Origin of the sequence: Enterococcus casseliflavus NBRC 100478, from assembly GCF_001544095.1 — a bacterium.
GTDB lineage: Bacteria > Bacillota > Bacilli > Lactobacillales > Enterococcaceae > Enterococcus_D > Enterococcus_D casseliflavus.
Map to the genome: position 1 here is coordinate 63,992 of NZ_BCPT01000004.1, position 23,667 is coordinate 87,658.

The following is a 23,667-nucleotide window of genomic DNA, read 5'->3' on the forward strand; positions in this document are numbered from 1 at the left end:
GAAGGTGCTTTTTTGGTGTATTAGTTTTCCTCTTGCCGTTCTTGCAGCATCCGAATCCCCTTTTCCTGAATCTGCCGAGCGATAAACGCCAAGTCATTCGAAGTCAGGTTGATGTCTGCATAATGAAACAAATTTTTTCTGCAGGAGGGGGTCAGATTGCCGATGATCAAATCATAAGTCTCGTCCAGTTTGGTCAGAGAAAACGAGTCCAGAGGATTTAAAATCGTGATTGTTAGCTGATAAGGAATAAACTGTTGGATTTTCGTCTGGATAAATTCCGTATGGTAACTATTTGTATCATAAAACAAAGCTAAGCGAAAGTCAGCGTGGGTATCGATGATTTCTTTGGCGAAATTTGGAAAAGAGGTATGGAAAATATAAATTAGGTAATTGATCGTACTTGGTCGAATGATTGGCAAATTCGAATGGGTCAAAACCTGAACGATGTCTTGATTGACTGTCTGTTGGACCAAATCACAGTTATTGACAAAACGAGCAAAGCGATCATCCAAGATGCAGTAAGGAACCTGCAAGTTGATTCCAAGAAAATAGGAAAAGACGACGGCATCCAACTTCTCTTCAAAATTGGCTTCATGATAGTTGTATTTTTAAATATACGCTTGGTCATTTGATAAAACTCTTGTTTGGTCTCGCGAAAGACAGCGGGGTCTTGACCGATATGGGTTGTGATATAGCCGACCATTTTCTCGACGTAAGCACGACTGTAGCCAGTAAATTCGCTTAAATCGATTTTTTCTAAGAAATATTCGATGTGGTTCCCATTGGGATTGGAAGCGTATAAGCGATCGCGCTTCGTGTTGATATAGATTACAAAGGCAATTTTTTTGATGTCGGAAAAATAAAGTTTTAAGGGTGTCGCAGCAGCCATGATACGGGCGATCTTCAAGAAATCCTGCTCTTGGTTAATGTTGGCATCCACAAATTCATACTGGTACTTCTCTAAGAAGAAAATCAGAAAAAATTGGCGAATATTGTTTTCATTTCCTTTTAACTGGATGGGTTTGGTTGCGATGAAGAAATCATACGGTGCCAGAACCAAATTGATCCTCTTGATCAAACGAATGATCGATGACTTGCTTAAATTTAATTCTAGTGCCAGCATGTCATAACTAGTGAAACTTGATGAGAAGAGTAGTTCTAACAATTGAAACGCAGACGAGCGATTTAAAAACTGGCTGTATACGTCTAGTCGAGTAGCGAAAGGCTGCAAGTGTAGGCGAACAGCTGAATAATCGTCAAATTGTAAGTCCAGAAACGAAAATTCATTGTCGATTTCCGCGATATAGGTTTTCGCTGCAGACATTGAAATGGAAAATTTCACTGCCAAATCGTGAAGACTCGTCCCCTGATCGTCTAATAAATACTCAATCAGCTGTAGTTTCTTTTGTGTTGTAGATGATAACAATTTCCGTAACATGATTGCCCCTGAGCCCCCTTTTAAGTAAATAGTATCACGTTTTTACATGTATTCAAAAAAATTGCGTGTTGTATTTTTTTTGAATACATCCCACCCCAAAATTTTGGGAAAATAGAAGTGTGGAATAGTAGTAATACGTTTGATACAAGTAGCAAAGACCAAAATTTTTGAATCATGGGGAGGAGGCAAAAAGCAGTTGTTTGTTGGGATATCTTGCTCACTGTTGAACAATGTTATTCGTCGAGCGCTTCCGAGATCAATTGAAAAAATTTATAAAAAGGAATGAGCAATTATGAAAAAACAATTTTCTATCTATATATGTTTGCTAGTCTTGCTTGGTTCTATCTTTTGTGAACCAACGATCATACTGGCAGAAGCAATCAACGCAACCGAAAGCACCGAAAGAACGACCGAAACGTTAGAAAGTACTGAACCTGTGACCGGAACGATCGATACGGAAAAAGCACCTACGGATTCATCGACAGCGGGAGCAGTTCAGTCAGCAACGAGTCAAGCAGAAGAAGAACAAGCAACCGTCCCTAGTGAAAGTCAAGCAACCCAAGCATCTTCGACACTGAATCAAAACAGCATTCAACCCCGAGCGCCAGATGCTGAGACGGAAACGGAAGCTTCTACTACCGCTGAAAATCTTAGTGCCAACCTGAATGAACGGGGCGTGCAGCTTTTTGACAATGTCCGAATCACTGACTTAAACGATCAGCCTTTCACTGCCGAAAATCCACCGATGTATAATGACAATATCAAAATTCATTTTGACTGGTCGTTAGCAGATACGGAAGAAATTCGTGCTGGTGATTATTATACGTATCAATTGCCGAATTATTTTGCCATTCATAACACCGTCAGTGGTGAATTGACCCGTTCCGGCGGACAATCGATCGGAAGATTTACCTTAGCACTCGATGGTACATTGACCGTTACTTTTAATGAGGCGGCACAAACACTTTCCAACCGCTCAGGGACTATTGATCTGATCACTGAATTAAGTGTAAGCACCGTTACTGAGGAAGTGACCATTCCTACCGGGATTTACGATGAAGATGGCCATGAGATCATCATTACATTGCCTATTTATGAGGTCGATATCATTAAGACTGGTAACGTGACTTCCAGCGGTTCAGTGGTTTGGGAAATTATTTTTAACCAAACCAGTCGTGAATTGCATGATGTGGTGATTACCGATAAGATGCCACAAGGATTAGCTTATAGTACCTCGACAGGCTACTTGTACGATGAATCCACCGATGAATGGATTCGTACCGATGGCTTATATACGTATAACAGTGTTAACAACACGTTTACCTTCAATCAAACCGTCGATCAACCGGTCCGCATCGTCATCAATAGTGCGGTCACTGATCCAACGGCTTCTTCTTTCAAAAACACGGCAACAATCAACGGTAGCGATTTTACAGAAAAAACCGCAGAAGCAACGGTTACCTACGATGAACAATCAGAATACAAACGATTTAAAGGCTACGATCCAGAAACGAAACGAGCATCTTGGGAAATTTCCGTTACATTGGACAAAGATCAAGCCAGAGTTTTGGATCAGACCTACTCGGGAACAGATCCTGAAAAAGCCTTGCACTTTTTTGTTCCAAAGACTTTGGTGATCACAGACAAAGATGGCAACCAAGTCCCTTCAGAGGACTGGTCCTTTGATGGGACATACCAGCTGGACAAAGAGGGGGAAATCGTACGCTTTGGCATCACGTTTGCCAAAGCTGGCTACTACAAGATCCAATACGACACCCAGTTGTATGAATCGGTTTTAGCCGATACCCGTATATACAATTACGCTTCGATCCGCGACAATCAAAATACCTCGTTGACGGGCAGCGGCACAGTAACACCAACCAAAACGATCGGTGTCGTGAAAACCGCTGGCACTAAAGATTATGAGGCGAAGACTGTCGCATGGAAAATTGAAGCCAATACCAATCAGCAAAAAGTTAGCGACCTGATTATAGAAGACCGCTATCAATTGATCTCAGGGGCAAACAGCAGCGCACTGGCCTTGTTGGCGGATACGCTGGTAGTGACGGCAAGCGGAGTGACCGAGCCTTTAGAGCTCAATACCGACTATACGCTAGAGCTGATCACAGAAACGAAAACGCTAGCCGATGGCTCAACGAAGGAACTTGAGACGGGTTTTCGCATCAAGCTGCAAGGGGCGTACCAAACGACCTCGGCAACGATCACTGTTAATTTTAAAACCAGCTTCGATGTTTCACAACAGATCGCATTAGGAAGTTCTAGCAGCCGGTTTAGTAATGCAGCGTTTGTCCATTATAAAGACGAAGCTGGCAATACGTTCACGGAAGCTTCTGAATCCAATACTTGGATGGATACCAACTGGTTAAAAAATGCCTTGAAATACGGCCTATTCATTGGTGAAGGCGAAGATGTCGCCAAAGCGATTACCGCTGTATTTGGTCGGAATCTAGGAACCATTTTTGATGAGCAGACCGCTTCTAGCGATCAAGTCTATTGGATGGGGCTATTCAATACGTACAAAGAAAAAATCAATAAAGATGCAGTCATCACTGACCAGCTGCAAGAAGGCCAAACTTTGAAAGACTTGGCGCTTTACACGGTCACGGTAACTGGATATACGACACAAGTCAGAGCACTGAAAGAGCAATTGGTGCTAAACGAGGATTACAGTTACACTTATGATCCTGACACGAAGAAAGTTACGATCACCTTGCTGAAAGAAACGTCAGAAACACTGGCGGTCTTCTTGGCAACGGAAGCATCTGAAGAAGTATTTACCTACAAAAATACTATTACATTGACGGACAATGACACAACGTTGACTGCCGATGGCCAAGTCGATAAGTCTGCGAAAACGGACTGGTTGATGAAAAACGGCAGCCAGAATGCCGAGAACAATCGATTGCTCGATTGGGAAATCATGATCAACGCTGACAGTCGCAAAATCCACAATGCGGTAGTGACCGATACCATCAACTACAATCAGCACACCTTTTTACGCGATGCCGACGATAACGTGATCGTAGATGTGTATGAAGCGGTCTTAAACAATGGTACTTGGGAAAAAGGCGAAAAAGTCACCTTCACCAACGAAGACAATCCGAAAATCACCTCGGATGTGGTCGCAGGGACGCAATCGTTAGTGATCGCTTTTGAAGAATTGATTGATAAACCGTACTTTATCGTTTATCAAACACAGCTTGATCCCGGGATTTTGAACAATGAACGGGTGGCCAATAGTGTCAATTTGACGGGTAGTGAGATCGAGATTCACACAGTGACCAAAGAAGTCACCATCAAATCGACAGACGGCAGCGGAACCTCTTCTGGGACGAATGGCTCCTTGACGATCGTGAAATACGATGCCGATGGCACCAAAGAACGAGGGATCGATGAAGAAGCGGTTTTCCAATTAAGCCGCAAAAATGCGCAAAATACCTATGAAGTCATCTTGTCGAATCTGGTGGTCAAAAACAATCAGATCATGGAAAACGGCAACGCCATTGATCGGATCGACAATCTGCGTTACGGCGATTATATGATCCAAGAAATCACCGCACCAGAAGGATACGAACGAGATGCGACTCAGTACACCTTCACTATCTCTGATAAAGAAGTCAATTATGTCTTTGAGCTAGCCAACAAGCGAGAAATCAAAGAAACGACCCATGCTTTGAATGTCCAGAAGCTGCTTCATGGACGCGAGCTGAAAGACGGCGAATTTACTTTCTACCTGGTGGATGAAGCTGGCTCTGTGATTCTAACCCAAACCAATGACGGTAACGGACAAGTCACCTTTGACGCAATCACTTACAATGAGCCTGGCGATTACCATTACACGATTCGGGAAAAAGCCGGCGATGATCCAACCATCACCTATACTGACAAAGAACTAAAGGTAACTGTGACAGTGACAGAAGAAGACAGCCAGTTGATTGCGAAAGCAGTCTATGAAGGCAATCAAGTCTTTGAAAATGACTATACGCCAAAAGCCGGTAGTGTCGTTTTGAGTGCTGAGAAAGTACTGATTGGTCGTGATTTGAAAGCAGAAGAATTTGACTTCGAGTTAGTCAATGAAGCAGGAACTGTACTTCAAACAAAAGCCAATGATGCAACTGGCAAGATCTACTTTGACGCTCTTCCTTATGATAAAACAGGTGAATACCGCTATACCATCCGTGAGAAAGCAGGAACTGACGGTACCATCACATACGATACGAAAGAACTAGCGGTAGTTGTAACCGTCACCGATGAAGACGGACAGCTCGTGGCAGTTGCCGAATACGAAGGCAACCAAGTCTTTGAAAACGACTATCAACCAAAGGCTGGTAGTATCGTACTAAGTGCCGAGAAAGTCTTAACCGGTCGTACCTTACAAGCAAATGAATTCGATTTTGAACTAGTCGATGAAGAGGGAACTGTACTTCAAACAAAAGCCAATGACGCCACTGGCAAGATCTACTTTGACGGCGCTCCCTTACGAGGAAACAGGTGAGTATCACTACACCATTCGTGAGAAGACAGGAACTGACGGTACCATCACTTACGATACGAAAGAACTAGCGGTAGTCGTGACCGTCACCGATGAAGACGGACAGTTGACCGCAGTGGCGGAATATGAAGGCAACCAAGTCTTTGAAAACGACTATACGCCAAAAGCTGGCGGTGTGGTCTTGAATGTAGAGAAAGTGTTGACAGGCCGCACACTAGCAGCCAACGAGTTTGCCTTTGAGCTAGTCGGTGAAGCAGGCAACGTGTTACAGACGAAAACCAATGACGTAAATGGTCAAGTCTATTTCGATGAATTGACATATGGCGAAGTCGGCGAATACCGTTATACGATTCGGGAAAAAGCTGGCGCAGATAGTACCATTACCTATGACACGAAAGAAATTGGTGTTGTCGTGAAAGTAACCGATGAAGACGGGCAACTAGTGGCAAAAGCAACGTATGATGGCAATGCGATCTTTGAAAACGACTATACACCAAAAGCTGGTAGTATCGTATTGAGTGCTGAGAAAGTCTTAACCGGCCGTACCTTACAAGCAAATGAATTTGATTTTGAACTAGTCGATGAAGATGGAACTGTACTTCAAACAAAAGCCAACGACGCCACTGGTAAGATCTACTTTGATGCTCTTGCATATGACAAGGCAGGCGAATACCACTACACCATTCGTGAGAAAACAGGAACTGATGACACCATCACTTACGATGCAAAAGAACTGGCGGTAGTTGTAACCGTCACTGATGAAGCCGGACAGTTGACCGCAGTTGCGGAATACGAAGGCAACCAAGTCTTTGAAAACAGCTATAAACCAAAGGCTGGTAGTGTCGTATTGAGTGCCGAGAAAGTCTTGACCGGCCGCACGTTACAAGCTGACGAATTTATCTTTGAACTGGTAGATGAAGAAGGTAACATTCTTCAAACAAAAGCCAATGATGCAACCGGACAAATTGCCTTCGATGCTCTTGCATATGACAAGGCAGGCGAATACCGCTATACTATCCGTGAACAAGCAGGAAACGATGGCACCATCACTTACGATGCGAAAGAACTAGCGGTAGTCGTTACTGTGACGGATGAAGCGGGACAGTTGACCGCAGTTGCCGAATACAAAGGCAACCAAGTCTTTGAAAACAGCTATCAACCACAAGCAGGCAGTGTCGTACTAAGTGCCGAGAAAGTCTTAACTGGTCGTACGCTACAAGCAAATGAATTCGATTTTGAACTAGTCGATGAAGACGGAACTGTTCTTCAAACAAAAGCCAACGATGGCACTGGCAAGATCTACTTTGACGCACTCTCTTACGAGGAAACAGGTGAGTACCACTATACCATCCGTGAGAAAGCAGGAATCGATGGCACGATTACGTACGATAGGAAAGAACTGGCGGTAGTTGTCACTGTAACGGATGAAGACGGACAGCTCACGGCAGTTGCGGAATACGAAGGCAATCAAGTCTTTGAAAACAGCTATCAACCACAAGCAGGCAGTGTCGTACTAAGTGCCGAGAAAGTCTTAACTGGTCGTACGCTACAAGCAAATGAATTCGATTTTGAACTAGTCAATGAAGACGGAACTGTTCTTCAAACAAAAGCCAACGACGCCACTGGCAAGATCTACTTCGATGCTCTTGCATATGACAAAGCAGGTGAGTATCACTACACCATTCGTGAGAAAACAGGAACTGACGGTACCATCACCTACGATATAAAAGAGCTTGCAGTAGTTGTGACCGTCACTGATGAAGACGGACAGTTGACCGCAGTTGCCGAATACGAAGACAATCAAGTCTTTGAAAACAGCTACCAACCACAAGCAGGCAGTGTCGTACTAAGTGCTAAGAAAGTCTTGACGGGTAGAGACTTGCAAGCCAACGAATTCGCATTTGAATTAGTGGATGAAGCTGGAAAGGTTCTGCAAACCCAACGCAATGACGCAAATGGAACGATTACCTTTGATGCATTGACGTATGACGATGCTGGGGAACATCGTTACACGATTCGTGAAAAAGCTGGCAACGACGCCACGATCATCTATGATGAAACCACCTATCAAGTAACGGTCACAGTCAAAGATCAAGCAGGAAAATTAGTAGCTGAAGCGGAGCAAACGGCAGACATGGTATTCAACAACCGTGTCAAAGAAGGCAAAACAACGAAACCGGGAACTGGCAACTTACCGAAAACCAATGACACCACGACCGCTGGTTGGGTCGTCTTGGGACTGTTGTTAGTAGTAATTGCAGTGGGCATCTACCTTGATCGCAAAAAAAGGACGCCGTTATCATAGGCAGGGGAAGCAACAGAGCAGAAAGAGAAAGCGGGATGAGGCCAACTTGTCCCGCTTTTTCCTGTCCTATTTTTCTTCACTTCAAAGAAACAAAAGCGTCAAAAGTATGAAACGCTAGAAAGCGAACAATCAGCAAACCCAGACTCAAGAAGGGGACGAAGGGCAACTGTGCCAATCGTTTCTTCCAGATGCTTTGATAGCTAAAAAAAGCGAGGATACCAAGACTGCTGGCTACTAGTAAGAGGGCCAAAAGGGTCGACGGCGCTAGCCAAATGCTCCAACCTGCCAGCACTAAGAGATCGCCACCGCCCATTTTTTCCTGCCAGACAAAAAAGACCAGTGGAACCAGCAAGCCTAAAGACAGCCATTGAAAAGAAGCGCCGCTTCTAAGCTGTGCCAACGCTAGCAGTAGGTGGGCGGGGTACAGCAGGTGCGGGTAGACGCTATAGTCTATCAAGTCGGTCAAGCTGAGTAAAAAGGCACTGGTCAGCCAGACAAAAGCCAGGAAGCTTTCTAAAGCATGAAAGGCAACCCCGCAAAGTCCGCCATAGCATATGCAACCGAAGACCCAATAAAGCGGGGGTGAAAGCCATCTTGTAGGAAGGAGAAAAAACCAATGGTTATCCGAAACTTTGTTTACTTTCTGGTAGTGAGAACGAGAATCACTTTTTGGCAGATTCCAAAACAGGGTTTGTAAGAGCAAAAGCCAAAAGAAGCCGAGTAAAGCGCCTAAAAAAAACACGAAAATCGTCATTTTTCGTACCCCCTCATAAAGAAATACGTAAGAGAGTGAGAAATTTTCTCAAATAGATGATTTTGTTGTACTTTTTAATTGTTTCGTATTATCCTTAAAATAGATAATTTAGAGGAGGAATCGTTATGAAATTTGAACAAACAAAAGAAGTATTAAACCAACTTGTTGCTGATTTAAGCCAAATGGCTATGGTCGTTCACCAAACACACTGGTACATGCGTGGACCTGGCTTTTTGACATTGCATCCGATGATGGACGAATTCATGGATGATTTAAATGAGCAATTGGATGAAGTTTCTGAACGCTTGATTACATTAGACGGTTCACCATATTCAACTTTGCGTGAAATGGCTGAACACACTCAAATCCCTGATGAAGTCGGCAACTGGGACCGCACGATTCCAGAACGCTTAGCTACATTGGTGGAAGGCTACCGTTATTTAGCGGACTTATACCAAAAAGGGATCGAAGTATCTGGTGAAGAAGGCGACGATCCAACCCAAGATATCTTCATCGGCTTCAAAACAGCCATCGAAAAACGTATTTGGATGATCCAAGCGCACTTAGGCGAAGCGCCATTGATCGATCCAGCGAAATCTCGCGTACGTCATTAATCAACAAAAAACCAGCGAAGAATTTTCTTCGCTGGTTTTTTTAATGGCCTGCCAATAACCCTTTGGCGGCTTCAATTTGCTGTGCCACTTGATCAAAACCGGTGCCGCCATAGGAATGACGATTTTTGACGGCGGTGTAGGAGTCAAGTTTTTCAAAAATATCGCTGTCGATGGCAGGATGGATCGCTTGGTATTCTTCCAAGGAAACATCTTGCAAATAGATGCCTTTGCTCAAACACTCACTGACGAGCTTGCCGACGATCTCATGGGCTTGTCTGAAAGGCACGCCTTTGCCAGCTAAGTAATCCGCTAATTCTGTTGCGTTGGAAAAATCCTTTTCAGTGGATTCTTGCATTCGTGCTTGATTGACCTTCATCGTTGCGATCATGCCCGTCATGATCTGCAAGCTTTTCGTGATGGTTTCGGCACTGTCAAACATGCCTTCTTTGTCTTCTTGGAAATCTTTGTTGTACGCCAGCGGCAAGCCCTTCATGACCGTCAAAAGGCCAAAGAGATTCCCATAGACACGTCCTGTTTTTCCACGGATCAGCTCCGCCATGTCAGGGTTTTTCTTTTGAGGCATAATGGAGCTGCCGGTGGAGAAGGTATCGGTCAGTTCCACAAATTGGTACTCGTGGCTGCACCAAAGAATCAGCTCTTCACAAAAACGAGACAGATGCATCATCAATAAAGAGGCGTTGCTTAAAAATTCCAAGATAAAATCACGATCGCTGACCGCATCTAGGCTGTTGCTGTAAATATTGCTAAACCCTAACTCTTGAGCGGTGAAGGCGCGATCGATGGGGAAGGTAGTTCCTGCCAAAGCGGCACTGCCTAAAGGCATCACATCGATGCGGCTCAAACTCTCACTGAAACGCTCTTGGTCACGCGTCAGCATACTGTAATAGGCTAAGAGGTGATGGGCAAAAGAAATCGGCTGTGCATGCTGCAGATGGGTATAACCGGGCATGATGGTATAGATGTTGGCTTCGGCTTGTAAAACCAGCGCTTCTCGCAACTCAGCGATCAAAGTGATCACGTCTTGCACGACTTCTTTCAAATACAAATGCATATCGGTCGCCACTTGGTCATTACGACTACGGGCAGTATGCAATTTGCCTGCCACTGGTCCAATCAATTCATGCAAGAATGTCTCGATGTTTAAATGGATGTCCTCATTTTCAATCGTGAAGGTCAATTCGCCAGCGGCTAATTGCTGCTGAATCGTGGTCAAGCCGCCAATGATCGCTTCGCCATCGGGTTGACTGATGATGCCCGTATGGACCAGCATTTTGACATGTGCCAAACTGCCAAGAATGTCTTGCTTTGCTAACTTTTGATCAAACGTGATGGAAGCCCCAAAAGCATCGATCCATGCTTCGTTTTTCCCATCGAAACGTCCGCCCCATAATTTTGCCATATTCTCACCTCAAAAAAAGATTACGGCTGAAGCGGCAGCTTCAGCCGTGCATACTTAAATCAATGTTTCTGTTAGTTGCTGTTGTGCTTGAATCTCAGCGTGCACTTTGCTTGGCAGTCCCCATAATTTGATGAAGCCGATGGCCGCATGCTGATCAAAGGTATCTGCAGACGTGTACGTTGCTAAGTTTTCATCGTACAGGCTGTTTTCAGATTTCCGTCCTTCACAAATGACGTTGCCTTTGAACAATTTCAAACGCACGATCCCGTTGACGTAGACTTGCGTGCTTTTCAGGAAGGTAATCAAGGCTTCCGTCAATGGATTGAACCAAAGACCATCATAGATGACTTGGGCTAATTGCTGCTCGATGATTGGTTTGAAATGCGCCAATTCCCGTACAAAGACCAAATCTTCCAACTCTTTATGAGCCGTCATCAAAGCGATCGCTCCTGGACATTCATAAACTTCCCGTGATTTGATCCCCACCAAACGATTTTCGATATGGTCGATCCGACCAACGCCATGTTCGCCAGCCATCCGGTTCAATTTCATGATCAATTCTGCTAGATTCATCGTTTCGCCATCAATGGCGGTCGGTACCCCTTGATCAAAAGTGATCTCAACGATCGTCGGTACGTCAGGAGTATCTTCTAATTCTTGTGTGATGGCGTAGGCTCCTTTTGGTGGCGTTGCCCAAGGATCTTCTAAAACACCGCACTCACAGGCGCGTCCCCACAAGTTTTGGTCGATGGAATATGGATTGTCCAAGTCAGCGGGAATCGGCACTCCTTTTTCAGCCGCATAGGCAATCTCTTCTTCCCGGGACCATTTCCATTCCCGAACCGGTGCGATGACTTTCAAGTGAGGCGCTAAAGCAGCGATCGCTACTTCAAAACGAACTTGGTCGTTGCCTTTACCAGTACAGCCGTGGGCGACGGTCGTTGCGCCAGTCGCTAATGCCAACTCCACCAATTTCTTGGCAATCAATGGACGAGACAAAGCGGAAACAAGAGGATAAGAATTTTCATAAAAAGTATTGCCTTGTAAAGCGATCAAAGCAAAATCTTGGGCGAATTCTTCGCGGGCATCGATGGCATAAGATTCAATCGCGCCAACTGCCAAAGCTTTGTCTTTAATGGATTGGGTGTCGCGACCTTCACCGATGTCTAGGCAGCAAGCCACCACATCATATCCTTGGTCCGTTAACCATTTAATTGAAACGGAGGTATCTAATCCTCCAGAATAGGCCAATATTACTTTTTCTTTCATACTTATTAACTCCTTTTCCGCGTGTTTTCAAGTGATTGAAGCTATCTTATCAGAATAAAAATAATAAATCAAGGGCAAAATTAAATATTTATACATAAAAGTGGTAATTATCAGTTTTTTATACTATTATCGATGGTTAAGGAAAAGAAGTGGATGCTCACTTTGTTAATGAAAGTTTATACACATTATTCATAAATGTATTCAGTTTTAGAAGCCTGCAACAACAAGTTTCGTTTTTCAGAGAAAATGGCAGAAAACGAATGGAGAAAATTTTCAAAAAGAGGCGGAATTACGTTGACATTAGGCTTTATAGAAGGTATTATGTTATATGGTATTGTTTGCCCCACAAGAGCCCCGGAAACTCAAGTGTATGTCAAACATTCGTGAAATTGAATTGGAGGAAAAAATTGTGCGTACAACATATATGGCCAAACCAGGCGAAGTAGAACGTAAATGGTACGTAGTAGATGCAACAGATGTTCCTATGGGTCGTCTTTCAGCAGTAGTAGCATCTGTCTTACGTGGTAAAAATAAACCAACATTCACACCTCATGTGGATACAGGCGATTTCGTAATCGTCATTAATGCAGAAAAAATCAAATTAACAGGTAACAAAGCAAGCGATAAAATTTATTACCGTCACTCAAACTTCCCAGGAGGATTGAAATCAGTCTCTGCTGGAGAATTACGTGCTAAAAATTCTCGTCGTTTGATCGAAACTTCTGTAAAAGGCATGCTTCCTAAAAACACTTTAGGCCGTAAACAAGGAATGAAACTTCATGTTTATGCTGGCGCTGAACACCCACATGCTGCACAACAACCAGAAGTATTGGACATCACAAACTTAATCTAATAGGAGGGAATTTCATTGGCACAAGCTCAATATATCGGCACTGGCCGTCGTAAAAATGCAGTAGCCCGCGTACGTTTAGTACCAGGTACTGGTAAAATTACTGTTAACAAAAAAGATGTTGAAGAATACATCCCACACGCAGACTTGCGTGAAGTAATCAACCAACCATTCGGCGTTACAGAAACTAAAGGTTCATACGATGTTTTTGTAAACGTAAATGGTGGTGGATACGCTGGACAATCAGGTGCAATCCGTCACGGTATCGCACGTGCATTGTTACAAGTTGATCCTGATTTCCGTTTAGCTCTTAAACGTGCTGGTTTACTTACTCGTGACGCACGTATGGTTGAACGTAAAAAACCAGGTCTTAAGAAAGCTCGTAAATCTTCACAGTTTTCAAAACGTTAATCTTTTTATCGAAGATTCGAGACACTCTCTTTTTGGAGAGTGTTTTTTTCGTATCAAATGGTAAGTTTGAGTAATTTTTCATTGTTATTCAGTTCTTTTTACAATCAAATAATTTGATTAATACCTCTAGCATCGATGACCATGATCGAAGTTGCTGATGTGTTGTTTATAGCGCATTGATATCTTGTTGAGTAATGGTTTTAATCGGTTGATTCTTCTTTGTCAGGAATTCTTTATTTTCATTTTCCGATGTCATAAGGGTACCTTCTTCTATATTTATAAACTTCATGTCTATACGAACAACAATCTAAAATTATTGTACTATACCATGTTTATATAGACAACACGAGGAGGAAATATAAATGAACGAAAATGAAGGTGATAGAAAAGTGGAAGTGCTAATTAATGATTTATTAGCAGAACGTCAGATGTCTTTAAGAGAACTCGCAAGGTTGTCGGGAATTGAGCCATCAAATTTAAGCAATTTGGCAAATGGAAAAAGACAAAAAATTTATTTAGAACACATTGAAAGGATTGCAGATGCGTTGGAGATTGATGATATCACGAGGATATTAAAGTTGAGTAGGAATGTCTAATTTCCCTGACTCATAGCGGGAGTAAGTGGTTTGGCTGATATTCAGTAGTTTAGCAAGTTGTTCTTGATTCAAGTCTTTGTCTTCGCGTAAGTTGCGAATTCTATGATACACAAAATCACCTCATATGATAATATTAATACGGTCAAAGAGATTACAGCGTAATAACAAATTGTACACACCCGATTACATTATCCATCAAAAAGCATAAGAAAACATCAAAAAACCATAAATCAAATCTGTTATTAAATCATTTCCCTCAGATTTGGTCTTGCTTTCCAAAACGGGTTTCTATACAATAGAGGGGAATAGAAACCGAATAAAAAAAGGCACCCCGTATCAGAGTTGGCGCTCCAATACGAGGCCTTGAAAAGTCACGCGAACTGACTAATCAAGTTGCCATAGTCAATACCCTAAGGTATCGACCTGTTTATTGTACCTAATATTCTGTTCTTTTTCTAGTAGGAAAAGCAGATTTTCTGGGATTTTATGCAGGATACCTTATGCTTATTTCGCTATGTCAAAAGGATTGGACAGTCGTCCAATCCTTTTTTTGTGTTTCAGATGGGGAAGTTAAAATAACAGAGGATTGACGCATTCCAATTCTAAAACAGAGTGTCGGCAAGCCTCGGTTTCTATTCGTCTATAAGAGGTTCTGTAGTTTTTAAGGTGGATGTACAGAAAAAATATGCTTGGTATTAGATGCACACGGATAGAAATTTCTGACTTGGTTTTATGATAGCGCTTAATTCATTTTGGATTAGATGATATCACTTTGCCAAGAAATAGAAATAACGAGAAGTCAGTTGATTGTCAAACGAAGCACGAAAAACACATCAGGAGGAAGCTATGTTCCAAGAAAAAATATTCAATCCAGCAATACTACATGAAAACCGCTTGTCACCTCGAACCAGTTTTTTTAGTTATGAAACGGTCGCAGCAGCTATGCAAGGAGATCCACAGGCATCTTTTGGGTATCAGTCATTAAATGGTCTGTGGGATTTTTATTTGGGTGAGGCAGAAAATCAAGTTGTGTATGAACAAAAAATCGAGGTACCTGCTCATTGGCAGTTTCAGGGGCATGGAAAACCAATCTATACGAATGTCCAGTATCCTTTTCCAATTGATCCGCCATTTGTTGCGATGGAAAACCCAACCGCCTTTTATCGAAAAGCATTTATTGTGGAGGACATTAATCTTGAGCATGTGCTTCACTTTGAAGGCGTGGAATCGGTGTTTGAGGTGCATGTCAATGATCAATATGTCGGCTACAGCACCGGCAGTCGCTTGGTCTCTGAGTTTGATATCACACCATATCTTCAAAAGGGCAAAAATGTGCTTAGTGTAAAGGTGAAGCAATGGAGTGCGATGAGCTATGTCGAGGATCAAGATATGTGGTGGCTTGGCGGAATTTTTAGAGAAGTCTACTTGTTTTCCCGTAAGCCGCAGTCGATTCAAAATGTAACGAGCCAAGCAGATTTATGCAATCAATACAAAGATGGCTTCTTGGCAGTTTCGCTTTTCTTTCAACCAACAACGACAGAGGAACCAGAAGAACGAACGATAGAAATCGAATTGCTGGATCAGGAAAATGTAACCGTTTTAAAGAAAGCTGAGAAAAGACTAGGAGGAGCAAAAGCGAATTGGACGATTTCCGCAACCATTGAAGAGATAATTCCTTGGAACGCAGAAGAACCGTATCTATACCATCTGTTGGTGAAACAGTATCAAGGCGAGGAACTGTTGGAGGTCATTCCGCTCCAAGTCGGCTTTAGACAGATTTCCATAACCGACGGTATTTTCCAAATCAATGGAAAGCGGGTAGTGCTGAAGGGCGTCAATCGCCATGAATGGCATTGTGAGTCTGGCAGAAGTCTGACAGTTGAGACGATGGAACAAGATGTGCAGATGATGAAAGCATTTAATATCAATGCCGTTCGGTGTTCTCATTACCCAGCAGACACAAAGTTTTATCACTTGTGTGATCGTTATGGGCTGTACGTCATTGACGAAGCAGACATTGAAACCCATGGGATGGATATCACCCAAAGGATCAATGAACTAAGTAGTAGTGAGGAATGGTTGCCGGCGTATTTAGACCGAGCAAAAAGAATGGTCGAAAAAAATAGAAACCATCCTTCGATCATTTTCTGGTCGTTAGGAAATGAGTCTGGCTATGGGGAAAACCATTTGAAGATGGCGCAGCTGATCAAGAAATTAGATCCCAGTCGTCTGGTTCATTATGAAGGAGAAGCACGGCACTTGAAAGCCTTGGGAGAATGGCAAGCGTGCCAAGCGTCTGATGTCATTTCGACTATGTATACTTCTGTTGGCGAAATGGCAGAACAAGGGGAACGTTCACTAACACAACCGCATATTTTATGTGAATATGGTCATGCGATGGGCAATGGCCCTGGTGGATTGAGCGAATATCTGGAATTGTTTTATCGCTATCCCCGGTTACAAGGCGGCTTTATTTGGGAGTGGATCGATCATGGTATCAAGAGCATTGACAACGTTTCTGGTGAGACGTACTACAAGTATGGTGGTGATTTTGCAGAGGAAATCCATGATGGCAACTTTGTGATTGATGGATTGCTATTTCCAGATCGTACGCCATCGCCAGCATTGTTCGAGTATAAGAAAGTGATTCAGCCTGTCAAAATCACTTTCCAGCTCTCAGAACAGGCCTGTCGCATCACCAACCGCTTCAATTTTCGAAATTTAGCGTCTTTACAGGCAGTCCTGCAAATAAAAGAAGACGATCAGGTGATTTTCTTACAAGAGCTACCAAGAATTGACCTTCCACCTCAAGAAGAAACAACCATTTACCTGCCAGAAGAAGCTACGCTGAGCTTAGCGGGAAGAGCACAGGCAGTGGTCACGCTGTTTTTCTTTGAAGAAAGTGCGCCAGATTTTTCTTTAGAACACGCAGTTGCTTGGGAACAAGCCGTCATTGATCAACCAGTAAAAAGCGTACAAATACCCAAAGCGAATGCCTTTCACTGTTCAGAAACGGCCGATGAACTGAGGATTACTTTGGCTGAGCAGACCTATATTTTTCATAAGAAAACAGGTACCTTGAGCCAGTGGCTCATCGAAGGGCAAGCCTTGCTTACTGAACCGCTTGAAATGAACTTTTGGCGGGCACCGACTGACAATGACTTGTTAGGCAGTGAAGAGTTTGGTTCGGCAAGCATCGCCAAGGAATGGGAAGCGTTTCGCATTCGCCACTTAAAGGAGCGTGTGCTCGCTTTTACCTATGAACAGCGCCTTGATGAAATAAAAGTCGAGATTCGCCGCAACAGCATGCCTATTTCCCTCGACTGGGGAATTGAATTGTCCTTTACGTATCGTCTTTCATTGGCAGGCGACATCCGTGTAGAAGTCCAAGGAACCCCGTTTGGCAACGGACCGAAAACCCTACCGCGAATCGGTGTGCAGCTGATGATTGATAAACAACATCAGAATGTTCAGTGGCTAGGACTTGGGCCGCATGAAACCTATCCTGATAGTTGCCAAAGCGGGTTTTTCGATTGGTGGGAAAGAACCGTTCCAGAGATGCACACGCCGTATGTGCGGCCGCAAGAAAATGGCAACCACATGAAGACCAAATTCTTCCGTTTGTCTAAGCCTTCTGGAGGTGGACTGACTATTTCCAGCAAATCGCTGAATTTTAGTGTGCATCACTACACTCAGAACAATTTGGAACAAGCGACTCATACCAATCAATTAGAAACCAGCGACGCCGTTGCCGTCAACATTGACTATGGGGTGCAAGGATTAGGAAGTGCCAGTTGCGGTCCCGGTATTTTACCGAAGTATTTATTGCAAAATCAGGCATTTGCCTTTGATTTTCAGATGAACTATCAAAAAGAAGTGGAAGGAGCATGACAATGAAAAAAATAGCTTTATGTATGGCAATGATTGGACTAGGAGGCTTAGCTGCTTGTGGGAATGGCAGCGATACGCCAGAGCGTGAAGGGGGCGAACAAAACGGCGCAGAGGAAATCACCATCTGGGCGTGGGACCCAAAATTCAATATTGCAGCCTTTGAGTTGGCGGAATCGTATCATCAAGAAGAAAATCCTGATTTCAAAATCAATGTCACTGAGATTTCCCAACAAGACAGCGTACAAAAAATGAATACCATCTTTAGTTCAGGCAGTACCCAAGGATTGCCCAATATCGTCTTGATTGAAGATTTTCGCGCCCGTAATTTTTTAGAAGTGTTTCCAGAGTATTTCGTTCCATTGACTGAGTATATAAATGTTGACGATTTTATGGATTACAAAATCGAGGTGTCTTCAATCGATGGCGAGCAGTATGGGATGCCGTTTGATTCAGGGGTAGCGGGCGTTTACTTGCGAAAATCGATCATTGAAGAAGCGGGCTTGGAACTGTCAGATTTTACCAATATCACTTGGCAAACCTTTAATGAATTGGGGATCCGTGTGAAAGAAGCAACTGGCAAACCATTGTTGTCCATCGATATGAATGATCTAGGACATTTGCGAATGATGATGCATTCCAGTGGTTATTGGTATACCGCAGAGGATGGTGAAACGCCTTTTATTGACGGCAATCCTTCTTTGAAACAAGGGCTTGAAGATTTGAAAATGCTGCTTGATTCAGGAGTAATGACAACGCATAATGGCTGGGACCAAATGCTAGCAGGTTTTAACAGCGGCGAAGTAGCGGGCGTTTTACAAGGCAACTGGATCACGCCATCGGTGAAAGCAGAAGAAAGTCAAAGTGGCGATTGGGCAGTCGTTCCAGTGCCCAAGCAAGAATCGATCGAAGGTTCAGTCAATGCGACCAATCTCGGAGGCTCATCAATTTATGTGTTAGATATCGATGGGAAAGAAGAAGCCCTGAGCTATATTGCTGACGTATTCGGCAAAAATATCGCCTTTTACGAAGAGCTGATTCAAACCGTCGGAGCAATCGGTTCTTACGTTCCCGCTTCACAAGGAGATGCGTATCATGCACCAGATCCTTTCTTTGATGATCAGGCTATCTATCAAGATTTCATGAACTGGGCAAATGAAATCCCTTCGGTAAACTTTGGGAAAAACACTTATGCGTTGGAAGACATCATGAATCAAGGCTTTTTGGACTATGTCAATGGAGCAGATTTGGATGAGGTCTTAAAAAACACGCAAATGATTGCTGACAATCAATTGAATTAACACGGACTGAGGGGCATGTACGATGAAAAATAAATTATTTTATAAAAAAGGAGTGATGACGGGGTGGCTATTTATTGCTATCCCGACACTCTTAATCTTCTTTTTCTCTTTTTATCCAATGATCCAAGCGTTTCTATTATCCTTGCAATCAGGAAGCGGCACCGGGCTGACCTTTAGCGGACTAGCGAATTATCGGCGGCTATTTTCGGATCAAACCTTTTTGACAGCCACGAAAAATACCTTGATCTTTTTGGGCTTTCAAGTGCCTGTCATGGTCTTGTTGGCCATGTTCTTTTCCGTCCAGCTCAATCAGAAAACCCTAAAGCTGAAAGGCCTGTTTCGGACGATCATTTTTTTGCCAGCAGTAACTTCATTAGTCGCATACTCCATGGTCTTTAAATCACTGTTTGCAACAAATGGCGTGGTGAACGCCCTTTTAGTGAGACTGTCGATTGTCTCTGAGCCAATCGCCTTTTTCTCCAGTCCCTTTTGGGCAAAAGTCATTATCATTTTAGCCATCACTTGGCGCTGGACCGGCTACAATATGATTTTCTTTTTATCGGCTTTGCAAAATATCGACCCAGCAATTTATGAAGCTGCTAGAATCGATGGCGCTTCTCCAACGAAACAATTTTTTAAAATCACAGTCCCTTTGCTGAAGCCAGTCATTTTGTTTTCAGCCGTGACCTCAACGATTGGCACACTACAGTTATTTGATGAACCGATGAATTTGACCCAAGGGGGACCAGGAAACGCCACATCGACGATTTCCCAATATATTTATAATCTTTCTTTTCGCTATACACCAGATTTTGGCTACGCCTCTGCAGTTTCTTATGCCATTGTCGTCATGGTCATCTTCTTTTCCATGATCCAATTTAAGATCGGAGGAGAGGACAAATGAAAAAAGTAGGCACATATGTGTTTTTAGGTGTTTTTACCATTCTGTTTGCCTTTCCCTTTTATTTCATGTTAGTGAGTATCACCAACCCTACCGTAAATATCATGCAAGGCAAACTATTGCCAAGTACCCATTTGCTAGAAAACTGGCGTAACCTAGTCGCAACCTATGACTTGAAACAAGTATTCTTTAATAGTGCAAGAATTGCGTTGTTACAGACGATTTTATCTGTGACGATCGCTTCGTTGGCCGGCTACGGATTTGAGATCTATCAAAGCCGATTAAAAAATATGCTTTTTAATATGTTGCTCTTGTCGATGATGTTGCCTTTTGCCGCCACCATGATTCCGCTGTTTCGGATGTTCGGTAGCTTTTCAACGACGATTCCTTTTATTGGACTCGATACAGTAGCTTCAGTCATTTTGCCAACATTATCGACCGCATTTCTGATCTTCTTTTTCAGACAAAACACAAAAATGTTTTCCAAGTCACTGCTTGAAGCAGGGCGAATGGATGGCCTGTCGGAGCTAGGCTTGTTTTTCCGAATATACATGCCAACCATGAAAACAACTTATGCGGCCGCTGCCATCATTACCTTCATCAATAGTTGGAACAGCTACCTGTGGCCGTTGATCACCCTTCAATCACCAGAAAAGCAAACCTTTCCCCTGATGATTTCTGCCATCGGCGCCGCCAATAATCCAGATTATGGCTTAATGATGTTAGCAATCGTGATCGCAACTCTGCCAACAATGGTGGTCTTCTTCTCGCTGCAAAAGTACTTTGTGGCTGGGATGTTGGGATCGGTGAAGTAGGGAGAAGCTATATGCGAGAAACGATTAGCTCATCGTTAGAAAATTTGATTCCTTGAAATAATTTCTGTGTATCGATTTGGAGTAAATTCACAATTTTTGTGAGTTTACTCTTTTTCTCTAATTTCTTTCAGTTGGCGGATGAAAAGTGAATACTCCTAATTCCTGCATTTTTTTCAATCCTGATTGGCGATCTTAGTTTTCCGAGATTCCCCTAAAAGGCTCATCTAACAGCTCCTAACCTTATATACATTTACATATCTAACTCTTATCTTTTCGCTTTTAGTTAGTTAAAAAGCAAAAAATAAATGTGAATCCGAGCTATTTTTAAATAATTAACCAGATAATCTTCCGATTGGAACGGTTAAATAGTGAATGATTGGTAGAAAAGAGATTAGAGGATGCGAGTTGTGATAAGTAAACTCATAAAAGAAGAATGCTAGAAAAGTAGAGAAAAATAGGATTAATGAAATAATCGAGATCCTTATTTTTTAACAATTTTCGAAAACCATAAATGAATTGAAGGAAGCTTAGTGTGGGTGAAAGAATAATTACAAAAAAATATTGACTTAAAAAAATGGCTATGGTAATCTATAAACGGAAATAGTGGGAACGTTTCCAAAATGCATCTTCGTTAAATTTTTATTTTTTTAAACGAAAATGGAAACGTTTCTAAAATGTATTGGGAGGAGATCGAATTGGAAAAGACATTGGGACCAGGTGTTGAGATAAGGGCGGTACAACGGGATAAAAAAAATATCTCGAAGTGGGAAAAATTAAAGAAACAGTTGCGGCGTGATAAGTGGATGTACTTGTTGCTCTTACCAGGTATCATCATGACGTTTATCTTTAAGTATGTGCCAATGTACGGTGCTGTGATTGCATTTAAAGACTATAATCCTATGCTAGGAATTTTGGAAAGTCCTTGGGTAGGACTAGATCACTTTAGGGAATTTATCAGTTCACCAAATTTTACGCTTTTGCTGAGCAACACATTAAAAATTAGCATTTATGGTTTATTGTTAGGTTTTTTTCCACCAATTATTTTAGCACTGAGCTTGAATCAAATTATCAATAAAAAAATAAAACAGAAAATCCAGTTGATTCTATATGCGCCGAATTTTATCTCAGTAGTTATTATCGTGGGGATGCTGTTTTTGTTCCTATCCGCAAATGGACCTATTAATGGGTTAGTAGAAAAGGTTACGGGGCAACCAATTATGTTCATGTCTAATCCAGCTTATTTCAGAACGATTTATATTTTATCGGGAATTTGGCAAGGAATCGGCTGGTCATCCATTCTTTACACCGCGACGCTGGCGGGAGTCAGTACCGATTTATATGAGGCAGCAAATATCGATGGGGCAAATATTTTACAAAAGATTTGGCATATCGATTTGCCTGCAATGAGGCCTGTGATGGTGATCAGCTTCATCTTGGCCGCCGGCGGTATTATGAATGTAGGATATGAAAAAGCCTACTTGATGCAAACTTCAATGAACATCCCTGCCTCAGAAATCATTTCCACTTATGTATACAAAGTCGGCTTGCAATCAGGTGATTATGCCTACTCTGCAGCTGTTGGTCTGTTCAATATGATTATTAATGTCGTTTTATTACTGATTGTCAACAATATAACCAAGCGGCTAAACGATGGTCAAGGCTTGTAATGAAAGGAGAAAATTATGAATAGTGCTTTATCAAAAATCGACCGTCAAATCTTATGGTTGAATCGAGTGATTGTAACTTTTTTAGTCGTCATCACCATTGTTCCGCTGATTTATGTACTGGTAGCTTCTTTTATGGACCCAGCTACTTTGATCAATAAAGGTATAAGCTTCAATCCGAAAGATTGGACAACACAAGGATATCAACGGGTATTTGCAGATGATTCCATTTTACGCGGTTTTGTAAATTCGTTGTTTTACTCTTTTAGCTTCAGCTTATTGACTGTATTTATTACGATGATCACTGCGTATCCTTTGTCTCGACCTAACTTGGCGGGGAAAAAGATTATTATGACTTTTTTTGTCATTACAATGTTCGTGGGTGGCGGCTTGATACCTACCTATTTATTGGTAAAGAACTTGGGCATGTTAGATAGTGTATGGGCGATTATCGTACCAGGTGCTATAAATGTGTGGAATATTATCTTAGCCCGTACCTATTTTAGTGCTTTGCCAAAAGAACTTTCTGAAGCTGCTACTATCGATGGCGCCAATGACTTGCAAATACTGTTCAAAGTCATGCTTCCATTAGCTAAACCAATTATGTTCGTATTGTTTTTATATGCCTTTGTTGGGCAATGGAACTCATATTTTGATGCCATGATTTACATCAAAGATCCCGACTTACAGCCGTTGCAACTCGTATTAAGAAATATTTTGATCCAAAACCAGCCCTCACAAGACATGGTGGGAGCCAATACTGCCATGGCAGAAATGAAACAAATTGCTGAGTTGATCAAATACGCAACGATCGTCATTTCTAGTCTGCCATTAATCATAATGTATCCTTTCTTCCAAAAATATTTTGATAAAGGTGTTTTAGTTGGTTCTGTTAAAGGGTAAGAATTGTTCACTATTTGTATGAATA

At 42.4% G+C, this 23,667-nt stretch carries 15 protein-coding genes and 2 pseudogenes; 11 read left to right on the plus strand and 6 right to left on the minus strand.

The window, feature by feature from the left end:
* Positions 1-20 precede the first annotated feature (20 nt).
* Both ECA1_RS17760 and ECA1_RS04680 read right to left on the minus strand, forming a co-directional pair.
* The gene (locus ECA1_RS17760) at positions 21-512 is read right to left on the minus strand and encodes a hypothetical protein (protein WP_236596110.1); all 492 of its coding nucleotides are present in this window, start codon (positions 510-512) and stop codon (positions 21-23) included.
* Positions 431-1,438, minus strand: a complete 1,008-nt coding sequence (locus ECA1_RS04680; RefSeq protein ID WP_236596111.1) for a helix-turn-helix domain-containing protein — start codon at positions 1,436-1,438, stop codon at positions 431-433. The genes ECA1_RS17760 and ECA1_RS04680 overlap by 82 nt, the downstream gene beginning before the upstream one ends.
* A 292-nt stretch (positions 1,439-1,730) precedes the next feature.
* Between ECA1_RS04680 and ECA1_RS16950 the strand changes: the two are divergent.
* Positions 1,731-8,256, plus strand: a pseudogene (locus ECA1_RS16950) (Spy0128 family protein).
* Between the two features lie 76 nt (positions 8,257-8,332).
* Here ECA1_RS16950 and ECA1_RS04695 read toward each other — a convergent pair.
* On the minus strand, positions 8,333-9,010 hold the full coding sequence (locus ECA1_RS04695) for a prepilin peptidase (protein WP_060791873.1): 678 nt from the start codon (positions 9,008-9,010) through the stop codon (positions 8,333-8,335).
* Between the two features lie 125 nt (positions 9,011-9,135).
* Here ECA1_RS04695 and ECA1_RS04700 point away from each other — a divergent pair, with 125 nt between their 5' ends.
* Positions 9,136-9,624 (plus strand): Dps family protein, encoded by a 489-nt coding sequence (locus ECA1_RS04700; RefSeq protein ID WP_005230382.1) that lies wholly within the window; start codon positions 9,136-9,138, stop codon positions 9,622-9,624.
* A 40-nt stretch (positions 9,625-9,664) separates the two neighbouring features.
* On the opposite strand, the gene argH is transcribed toward ECA1_RS04700, so the two are convergent.
* Entirely contained in the window at positions 9,665-11,044 is a 1,380-nt protein-coding gene (gene argH, locus ECA1_RS04705; protein ID WP_060791874.1) for an argininosuccinate lyase, read from the minus strand.
* Between the two features lie 54 nt (positions 11,045-11,098).
* Positions 11,099-12,313 (minus strand): argininosuccinate synthase, encoded by a 1,215-nt coding sequence (locus ECA1_RS04710; RefSeq protein ID WP_005233014.1) that lies wholly within the window; start codon positions 12,311-12,313, stop codon positions 11,099-11,101.
* A gap of 406 nt (positions 12,314-12,719) precedes the next feature.
* Between ECA1_RS04710 and rplM the strand changes: the two genes are divergently transcribed.
* The 3 genes from rplM (at position 12,720) to ECA1_RS04725 (ending at position 14,170) form a co-directional block, all read left to right on the plus strand.
* Positions 12,720-13,166: a 50S ribosomal protein L13 gene (gene rplM, locus ECA1_RS04715; protein ID WP_301280258.1), complete on the plus strand. Its 447-nt coding sequence runs from the start codon at positions 12,720-12,722 to the stop codon at positions 13,164-13,166.
* Positions 13,167-13,181: 15 nt separating this feature from the next.
* Entirely contained in the window at positions 13,182-13,574 is a 393-nt protein-coding gene (rpsI, locus tag ECA1_RS04720) for a 30S ribosomal protein S9 (protein ID WP_060791875.1), read from the plus strand.
* A 362-nt stretch (positions 13,575-13,936) separates the two neighbouring features.
* Positions 13,937-14,170, plus strand: a complete 234-nt coding sequence (locus ECA1_RS04725; RefSeq protein WP_002323472.1) for a helix-turn-helix domain-containing protein — start codon at positions 13,937-13,939, stop codon at positions 14,168-14,170.
* Here the strand turns inward: ECA1_RS04725 and ECA1_RS16955 are convergent.
* Positions 14,153-14,281 (minus strand): annotated as a pseudogene (locus ECA1_RS16955) (helix-turn-helix transcriptional regulator); the annotation flags it as partial. The gene ECA1_RS04725 and the pseudogene ECA1_RS16955 overlap by 18 nt on opposite strands.
* 735 nt (positions 14,282-15,016) lie before the next feature.
* On the opposite strand from ECA1_RS16955, the gene ECA1_RS04730 reads away from it, so the two are divergent.
* The 6 genes from ECA1_RS04730 to ECA1_RS04755 all read left to right on the plus strand — a co-directional run bounded on the left by ECA1_RS04730 (position 15,017) and on the right by ECA1_RS04755 (position 23,642).
* Positions 15,017-18,061, plus strand: a complete 3,045-nt coding sequence (locus tag ECA1_RS04730; protein ID WP_002323471.1) for a glycoside hydrolase family 2 — start codon at positions 15,017-15,019, stop codon at positions 18,059-18,061.
* 2 nt (positions 18,062-18,063) lie between these two features.
* Complete coding sequence (locus ECA1_RS04735; RefSeq protein WP_060791876.1) at positions 18,064-19,359, plus strand: ABC transporter substrate-binding protein; 1,296 nt, start codon at positions 18,064-18,066, stop codon at positions 19,357-19,359.
* 22 nt (positions 19,360-19,381) lie between these two features.
* Positions 19,382-20,263: a carbohydrate ABC transporter permease gene (locus ECA1_RS04740; RefSeq protein WP_002323469.1), complete on the plus strand. Its 882-nt coding sequence runs from the start codon at positions 19,382-19,384 to the stop codon at positions 20,261-20,263.
* Positions 20,260-21,075, plus strand: a complete 816-nt coding sequence (locus ECA1_RS04745) for a carbohydrate ABC transporter permease (protein ID WP_002323468.1) — start codon at positions 20,260-20,262, stop codon at positions 21,073-21,075. The genes ECA1_RS04740 and ECA1_RS04745 overlap by 4 nt, the downstream gene beginning before the upstream one ends.
* A gap of 674 nt (positions 21,076-21,749) precedes the next feature.
* On the plus strand, positions 21,750-22,742 hold the full coding sequence (locus tag ECA1_RS04750) for an ABC transporter permease (RefSeq protein WP_029744868.1): 993 nt from the start codon (positions 21,750-21,752) through the stop codon (positions 22,740-22,742).
* Between the two features lie 15 nt (positions 22,743-22,757).
* Complete coding sequence (locus ECA1_RS04755; protein ID WP_002323466.1) at positions 22,758-23,642, plus strand: carbohydrate ABC transporter permease; 885 nt, start codon at positions 22,758-22,760, stop codon at positions 23,640-23,642.
* Positions 23,643-23,667: the final 25 nt, after the last annotated feature.

Coding starts and splice junctions, on each gene's coding strand:
- ECA1_RS04710 (WP_005233014.1), bottom strand. CDS start 12,313: ATGAAAGAAAAAGTAATATTGGCCTATTCTGGAGGATTAGATACCTCC.
- ECA1_RS04755 (WP_002323466.1), top strand. CDS start 22,758: ATGAATAGTGCTTTATCAAAAATCGACCGTCAAATCTTATGGTTGAAT.
- ECA1_RS04700 (WP_005230382.1), top strand. CDS start 9,136: ATGAAATTTGAACAAACAAAAGAAGTATTAAACCAACTTGTTGCTGAT.
- ECA1_RS04680 (WP_236596111.1), bottom strand. CDS start 1,438: ATGTTACGGAAATTGTTATCATCTACAACACAAAAGAAACTACAGCTG.
- ECA1_RS04750 (WP_029744868.1), top strand. CDS start 21,750: ATGTATTGGGAGGAGATCGAATTGGAAAAGACATTGGGACCAGGTGTT.
- ECA1_RS04725 (WP_002323472.1), top strand. CDS start 13,937: ATGAACGAAAATGAAGGTGATAGAAAAGTGGAAGTGCTAATTAATGAT.
- ECA1_RS04735 (WP_060791876.1), top strand. CDS start 18,064: ATGAAAAAAATAGCTTTATGTATGGCAATGATTGGACTAGGAGGCTTA.
- argH (WP_060791874.1), bottom strand. CDS start 11,044: ATGGCAAAATTATGGGGCGGACGTTTCGATGGGAAAAACGAAGCATGG.
- ECA1_RS04730 (WP_002323471.1), top strand. CDS start 15,017: ATGTTCCAAGAAAAAATATTCAATCCAGCAATACTACATGAAAACCGC.
- ECA1_RS04745 (WP_002323468.1), top strand. CDS start 20,260: ATGAAAAAAGTAGGCACATATGTGTTTTTAGGTGTTTTTACCATTCTG.
- ECA1_RS04740 (WP_002323469.1), top strand. CDS start 19,382: ATGAAAAATAAATTATTTTATAAAAAAGGAGTGATGACGGGGTGGCTA.
- ECA1_RS04695 (WP_060791873.1), bottom strand. CDS start 9,010: ATGACGATTTTCGTGTTTTTTTTAGGCGCTTTACTCGGCTTCTTTTGG.